Source organism: Streptomyces aurantiacus JA 4570, assembly GCF_000414115.1.
Lineage (GTDB): Bacteria > Actinomycetota > Actinomycetes > Streptomycetales > Streptomycetaceae > Streptomyces > Streptomyces aurantiacus_A.
Map to the genome: position 1 here is coordinate 1 of NZ_AOPZ01000099.1, position 5,328 is coordinate 5,328.

A 5,328-nucleotide genomic window follows, 5' to 3' on the forward strand; every position below is an offset into this window, starting at 1 on the left:
TCGAGGTCGAACATGCCGTCCTCGAGGAAGAGCCTGTCCTCGTTTTCTGCGGAGCCCTCGGCGTCGTCGGCCGGTTCCGCTGCGCGGCCCCGGTCGTCGGCGTCAGGGTACGAGAACATCTCCTGGAAGTCCGCTTCGAGCGCGAGCTCGAGCGGCTCCAGACACCTTACGCACTCCCCTTCGGCCGATGCACGGGCGGTGCCTGTGACAAGCACCCCTTCCATGACCGACTCCAGCCGGATCTCCAGCTCGACCGGGGCGCCTTCCGGCACTCCGACGACCCCTTCGACGCCGAACGGAACCGGCGAACCGGGGGCGTCGATCGTGCGGGTCACCCGCTGCAGGGCACCAGGACGCCGACCCAGCTCGTGTGTGTCGAACACAAGTGGGTTGCGGTGGTCGAGGCGCGTGCTCAGGGTTTTTCCTGCTTTCGAATCCTGGGAGTTTGGCAAGCGGGCGGCCACGCACATGACGTAGATCCACTTGTGCGGCAGATCTGCGGTGTGAGCGGGCAGCCCGGATCGCGGACATACGCGCGACCGAAGAGCCAGGATACTGGACCTTTCGCTCTCGGCCCAATCGGGACTAGCGCCCCTGCTCGTACTGCCGCAGCTGCTCCGCGCTGATCATCGTGGTGTCGAAGAGGCTGGTCTCGTCGAGCACGGCGGGCGCGGGGGCCTGCTGGCCGTAGCCCTGCTGCTGCGGCTCCTGTGGGGTACCCGGCTGGTTCGGGTCGTAGCCCTGCTGCTGGTACGCGTAGGGGTCCTGCTGGTAGCCGTACGGATCCTGCCGGCCGTATGCCTGCTGATAGGCGTACGGATCCGGCTGGCCGTACGGGGTCTGGCCGCCGTACTGGTCCGCGCCCTGGGCGTAGGGGTCCTGGGTGCCGTGTCCGTACTGGTCCTGCTGCTGGTACGCGTACGGGTCCGGCTCGGCCTGTGGCTGCGGGGGTGTGTACGGCTGCTGGGCGGGGATCGGCGGGGTGGTCGCCGGCCGCGGGCGCTCGGGGGTCTCGGCGAGGTCCGCGAGGTAGTCCGCGTCCGAGGTGTGTTCCTTGGTGTGCGCGCCCAGCTCGCTCAGTTCGTCGGCGGGGGCGCGGCCGTGCAGGGTCTGGCGGCCGCGGCCGACGGCCTCCAGGGTCTTGGCGAGCACGGCCTCGAAGGCGCCGAGCTTCACGTCCACGTAGGCGTCGGCGTTGCGGCGCAGGGTCTCCGGGTCGTGGCTGCGCTCGGGGGCGTCCTCGTCCTCGTACCCCTGCTCGTCGAGGCCGGGGCCGGTGCCGAGGAGCTTCTCGCGGCCGCGGCCGACCGAGCCGAGCGTCTTGGTGAGGACGACCTCGAAGTTGGCGAGCTTGCTGTCCACGTAGTCGTCGGCCTCGGCGCGGACCTCGGCGGCCTCCTTGCGGGCCTCGTCGAGGATGCGGTCCGCCTCGGCCTGGGAGCGGCGCGCGACCTCCGTGTCGGAGATCAGCGAGCCGCGCTCGGCGTGCGCGCCCTCGATGATCCGCTCGGCCTCCTGGCGGGCCTGCTCGACCAGCTGCTCCCGGCCACCGATCAGCTCCTGGGCCTGGGCGAGCGAGCCCGGCAGAGCCTGGCGCACCTCTTCGAGCAGGGCCAGGAGCGCGGCGCGGTTGACCACGCACGAGGCGGACATGGGCATGGACTTGGCGCTGCCGACCGTCTCGACGATCTCGTCGATCTTCTTCTGCACGTCCACCGCGGGCTCGCCACTCTCTACAGCTTGTTGGGAGACGGACGGGACGACTGTAGCCCTTGCTCAGCCCTTCGCGAGGCGCTTGTTGAGGGCTTCGAGCACGACCGGGGGAACCAGGTGCGCGATGTCGCCACCCCAGGTCGCCACCTCCTTGACCAGCGAGGAGGACAGGAAGCTGTAGGTGGGGTTGGTGGGCACGAACAGGGTCTCGACACCGGAGAGACCGTTGTTCATCTGGGCCATCTGCAGTTCGTAGTCGAAGTCGCTGACCGCGCGCAGGCCCTTGACGATGGCCGGAATGTCGCGCTCCTTGCAGAAGTCGACCAACAGGCCCTGGAAGGACTCGACTTCCACGTTGCCGAACTCGGCGGTGACCTGGCGGATCAGCTCGATCCGCTCCTCGATCTCGAACAGGCCCTGCTTGGACTTGTTGATCATCACCGCGACGTGCACGACGTCGTACAGCTTGGAGGCGCGGGCGATGATGTCGAGGTGCCCATTGGTGATGGGGTCGAACGACCCCGGACAGACGGCGCGGCGCAACGGAAGTCCCTCGCTCTCCGGTCGGATCATGGCGCGATCTCTGACTCTTCGTGCTGGTCGTGCTCTTCGTCCGAAGAGTTGTCGGGTTCTTCGTCCGCCGAGCTTTCCGGCTCTTTGTACGAAGAGGCGGCGCGACCGTACCAAAACGTGCCTTCGCCGTAGCGACGGGACCTCAGTGGTTCGAAGCCGTCCGGCCAGCCGAATTCTCCGCCTCTCGTACTGCGTTCAACGGTGACGAGCGCGTCGTCCGTGAGCCAGCCTCCCGAGCGGAGTGTGAGCAGGATCTCCCGAAGATCGTCATCGCCGACGGCATAGGGGGGGTCGAGAAATACCAGGTCATAGGGGGTGGCAGGGGTTGACTCGCGGATGATCTGGGCCGCTTTGCCCGCCCTGGCCTCGGCGCCGGGCAGGCCGAGCGCCTTGATGTTCGCGCGGATGGTGCGGGCCGCGCGGGCGTCGGCCTCGACGAGCAGGGCGTGCGCGGCGCCACGGGACAGGGCCTCCAGGCCGACGGCGCCGGAGCCCGCGTACAGGTCGAGGACGCGGGCGCCGTCGAGCGTGCCCTGGACGGCCTGCCAGGTGGAGAACAGGCCCTCGCGGGCGCGGTCCGAGGTGGGCCGGGTGTTGTTCCCCGGCGGGACGGCGAGGCGGCGTCCGCCGGCCACGCCGGCGATCACGCGGGTCATCTGGGTCCTTTGGCTGAGGGGTGGCTTCCCTTCACGATATGGCGTTCGACGGCATCGGCCCTTGTCGGCCCGCCTTGTCCGCGCTCCGGGTGCTCGCGGGTGGGGGTGGGTCAGCCCTTGTCCAGGTACTGCTCGCGCTCCGCGTCCAGGAGGGCGTCCAGGGCCGTGCGCAGTTCGGGCAGGTGCTCCAGGTCGGGGTCGCGGGTGACGACAGCCGTCGCCTCCTCGCGGGCCGCGGCGATGATCTCCTCGTCGTCGATGACGGCGAGCATGCGCAGCGAGGAGCGCACGCCGGACTGGGCCTGGCCGAGCACGTCGCCCTCGCGGCGCTGCTCCAGGTCGATGCGGGAGAGCTCGAAGCCGTCGAGCGTGCCGGCCACGGCGGCGAGGCGGGCGCGGGCGGGGCTCGCCTCCGGCATGTCGGTGACCAGCAGGCACAGGCCCGGCGCGGAGCCGCGGCCGACGCGGCCGCGGAGCTGGTGCAGCTGGGAGACGCCGAAGCGGTCGGCGTCCATGATCACCATGGCGGTGGCGTTCGGGACGTTCACCCCGACCTCGATCACCGTGGTGGCGACCAGGACGTGGGTCTCGCCGGCGGCGAAGCGGCGCATCACCGCGTCCTTGTCGTCCGGCTGCATGCGGCCGTGCAGGACCTCGACCGCGAGGCCGCGCAGGGGGCCGTGGGTCAGCTCCTCGGCCACGTCGAGGACGGCGAGCGGGGGGCGCTTCTCGGCCTCGTCCTCGGGGGGCTTCTTCTTGCCCTTCTTGGGCTGTTCCTCCCCCTCGTCGTCACCGATGCGGGGGCAGACCACGTACGCCTGGTGGCCGTTCTCCACCTCTTCGCGCACGCGCTCCCACGCGCGGGCGAGGAAGTGCGGCTTGTCCTGGGCCGGGACGACGTGCGTGGAGATCGGCGAGCGGCCGGCCGGGAGCTGGTCGAGCACCGAGGTCTCCAGGTCGCCGAAGACCGTCATCGCGACCGTGCGCGGAATGGGGGTGGCGGTCATGACCAGCAGGTGCGGCGGCTGCTTGCCCTTGCCGCGCAGGGCGTCGCGCTGCTCCACGCCGAAGCGGTGCTGCTCGTCGACGACGACCAGGCCCAGGTCGTGGAACTGGACCTTGTCCTCGATGAGGGCGTGCGTCCCGATGACGATGCCCGCCTCGCCGGTGGCGAGGTCGAGCAGGGCCTGGCGGCGGGCCGCGGTGCCCATGGAGCCGGTGAGCAGGGTGACCTTGGTGGCGTGCTCGGAGCCGCCGAGCATTCCCCCTTCGGCGAGCTCGCCCATCATCTCCGTGATCGACCGGTGGTGCTGCTGGGCCAGGACTTCCGTGGGGGCGAGCATCGCGGCCTGGCCGCCCGCGTCCACCACGGCGAGCATGGCTCGCAGGGCCACCATCGTCTTCCCGGAGCCGACCTCGCCCTGGAGGAGGCGGTGCATCGGGTGCTCGGTGGCCAGGTCGTCGAAGATCTCCTTGGAGACCGCGCGCTGGCCGTCCGTGAGCGTGAAGGGCAGCTTGGCGTCGAAGGCGTCCAGGAGGCCGCCCGCGCGCGGGCGCCGGGGGACGGCGGGGAGCTGGGAGTCCGCGAGCCGGCGGCGGGCCAGGGCGACCTGGAGCACGAACGCCTCGTCCCACTTCAGGCGGTCGCGGGCGGTGGCGATGTCCGCCTTCGCGTGCGGTCGGTGGATCTTCAGGAGCGCTTCGGGGAGCGGGATCAGGCCCCGGCCCTCGCGCAGGGACGGGGGCAGCGGGTCCTGCGCCTCCTGGGCGCTCGGCAGCACCGCGTCCACCGACTTGGCGATCTTCCAGGACTCCATTTTGGCGGTGGCCGGATAGATCGGGATGAGGGCTCCCGCCCAGGAGTCGACGGCCTCGGCGGCCGAATCGCCGTCGCCGCGCAGCAGTTCGTACGCCGGGTGGGCGAGCTGCATCTTGCGGTTGAAGACCGACACCTTGCCCGCGAACATCGCGCGGGTGCCCGGCAGGAGGTCCTTGTGCGGCTTGTGGATGCCGCGGCCGAAGAACACGAGCTGGAGCTGGCCGCTGCCGTCCGTGATGGTGACTTCCAGCCGCTGGCCGCTGCCGCCGTTGAACCGCAGGACGCGGGCCGTCGCGACCTGGGCCACGACCGTGACGTGCTCGTCGAGCGGGAGGTCGGAGAGGCGGGTCAGCTCGCCGCGCTCGGCGTACCGCCGGGGGTAGTGGTGCAGCAGGTCGCCGACCGTGTGCAGGTCTAGGTGCTCGGCCATCACCTTCGCGGTGGCCTGGCCGAGCGCGTTCTTCAATGGTTCCTGGAGCGCGTGCACGAGATCCATTGCACACCACGGCACTGACAATTGGGGGTATGGGGCGGGAAAGTGGGGGGGCGGGCCCTGCCGGGGGCTTC

General features: G+C 70.6%; 5 protein-coding genes. All 5 read right to left on the reverse strand.

Features of this window, described 5'->3' with window-relative positions; translation table 11 throughout:
* Positions 1-470, reverse strand: a 470-nt coding sequence (locus tag STRAU_RS12405) for a YceD family protein (RefSeq protein WP_203227391.1), incomplete at its 3' end; no start/stop codon positions are given.
* 115 nt (positions 471-585) lie between these two features.
* Positions 586-1,716 carry an ATP synthase F0 subunit B gene (locus tag STRAU_RS12410; protein ID WP_016640643.1) on the reverse strand — a complete coding sequence of 377 codons (1,131 nt, stop codon included), beginning with the start codon at positions 1,714-1,716 and terminating at the stop codon, positions 586-588.
* A 60-nt stretch (positions 1,717-1,776) separates the two neighbouring features.
* A complete protein-coding gene (coaD, locus tag STRAU_RS12415) occupies positions 1,777-2,256 on the reverse strand; it encodes a pantetheine-phosphate adenylyltransferase (protein ID WP_016640644.1) in 480 nt (159 codons plus the stop codon).
* Positions 2,257-2,282: 26 nt separating this feature from the next.
* Entirely contained in the window at positions 2,283-3,056 is a 774-nt protein-coding gene (gene rsmD, locus STRAU_RS12420; RefSeq protein ID WP_397892066.1) for a 16S rRNA (guanine(966)-N(2))-methyltransferase RsmD, read from the reverse strand.
* Positions 3,053-5,257 (reverse strand): ATP-dependent DNA helicase RecG, encoded by a 2,205-nt coding sequence (recG, locus tag STRAU_RS12425; RefSeq protein ID WP_016640646.1) that lies wholly within the window; start codon positions 5,255-5,257, stop codon positions 3,053-3,055. The genes rsmD and recG overlap by 4 nt, the downstream gene beginning before the upstream one ends.
* Positions 5,258-5,328: the final 71 nt, after the last annotated feature.

Excerpts from the sequence above, each read along its gene's own strand:
- recG (WP_016640646.1), bottom strand. The coding sequence starts at position 5,257 with ATGGATCTCGTGCACGCGCTCCAGGAACCATTGAAGAACGCGCTCGGC.